This window comes from Klebsiella sp. HMSC09D12, assembly GCF_001808475.1.
In the GTDB taxonomy this organism is placed as follows: domain Bacteria; phylum Pseudomonadota; class Gammaproteobacteria; order Enterobacterales; family Enterobacteriaceae; genus Klebsiella; species Klebsiella oxytoca.
The window spans coordinates 1-825 of the sequence record NZ_KV793416.1; the positions used below are offsets into that span (position 1 = coordinate 1).

An 825-nucleotide genomic window follows, 5' to 3' on the forward strand; every position below is an offset into this window, starting at 1 on the left:
TCAACAACTCAGGGCTGGGTAAAGTATGGTTTGCCGGTAGAGGAATAGGCCCGGAATGGCAGATGAAACGTGAGATGCTTTCATCGGCATATACCACCCGCTGGAAGGAGCTGCCGGTTGCCCGTTTCTGACCGGCGAAATGACAGACGGAACTTGCCGCCAGATCATACTTTACCGATCATGCAGATGACTTGTCTCAGGGGGGAACCATGACAAATATCATTCTGTGTGATGTAACTGCCAGCGTCAGCGAACTTAAAAACGATCCGGTGGCCAGCGCCGGTGCCGGCTGCGGCTACTCGGTCGCTATTATTGACAGCAACCGGCCTGTTTTTTTATGTGTGCCCGCGGTTCTGTATGAAAAAATGCTCGATCTTCTGGACGAAAAAGACCTGGCGCAATTGATAACAGAACGTCAAAACCAGTATATTTTGTGATCGGACAACGTGACAAACGACATCACAGTGGAGACACTGCTGACGAGATGATCCCAAGGTCGTAAAAACGGCCGGAACTGGTTACCGGCCGAACGAAGGACCGGCCTACGCGCAGCGGCGGCAACTGGCTTTAAAAATGCTGGCGGAAATTTAAAATTAAGCCGCATACCCTGCGAAATTTTGCAGATTTCACTCAACATGCATGCTTCGTTCATTTCCCAACAGAGCTTTCACCATCGCCTGTAATCGCAGTCCTGCTGCGTGATTACTCCGCTCAACGGGTCACCGGCGCCATGCCAATACCTGTTCGTGACAGGCATTGATGGAACTGCGGTCCCAAACTAATAATGTAAAGACGATGCAGGTGGGACCGTGGTCCCAGGCTGAA

2 protein-coding genes are annotated in these 825 nt (G+C 51.3%); both read left to right on the forward strand.

Annotated elements, in window-relative coordinates; translation table 11 throughout:
• A partial coding sequence (locus HMPREF3178_RS29520; protein WP_139146015.1) for a DUF4113 domain-containing protein occupies positions 1–131 on the forward strand: 131 nt, incomplete at its 5' end.
• Positions 132–209: 78 nt separating this feature from the next.
• Positions 210–437 (forward strand): type II toxin-antitoxin system Phd/YefM family antitoxin, encoded by a 228-nt coding sequence (locus tag HMPREF3178_RS05225; RefSeq protein WP_004118081.1) that lies wholly within the window; start codon positions 210–212, stop codon positions 435–437.
• Positions 438–825 lie beyond the last annotated feature (388 nt).